General features: G+C 63.0%; 1 protein-coding gene. It reads left to right on the forward strand.

Annotated elements, in window-relative coordinates:
- A partial coding sequence (locus AAE029_RS36290) for a hypothetical protein (RefSeq protein WP_371077777.1) occupies window positions 1-292 on the forward strand: 292 nt, incomplete at both ends.

A 292-nucleotide genomic window follows, 5' to 3' on the forward strand; every position in this document is an offset into this window, starting at 1 on the left:
ATCAGATCGCAGCCCTGGGCACTGCGGCGGTATCAGGCCTGACCACTGACCAGATTGCCGCCCTCAGCACCGATCAGCTGGACGCGCTGACTAGCGCCCAGATCGGCGCCCTCACCTCCAAACAAATTGCGGCCCTGAGCACGGACGACATTGCCTCGCTTTCAGCCGATCAGATAGCCGCTCTGGGAACGGCGGGCATAGCGGGCCTTTCAACCGATCAGATCGCGGCCTTGACCGTCGATCAGGTCGAGGCCCTGACCACTGCCCAGGTCGGTGCGCTCAGTTCGAAACA

The sequence above is a fragment of the Sinorhizobium sp. CB7 genome (assembly GCF_041357635.1).
In the GTDB taxonomy this organism is placed as follows: domain Bacteria; phylum Pseudomonadota; class Alphaproteobacteria; order Rhizobiales; family Rhizobiaceae; genus Rhizobium.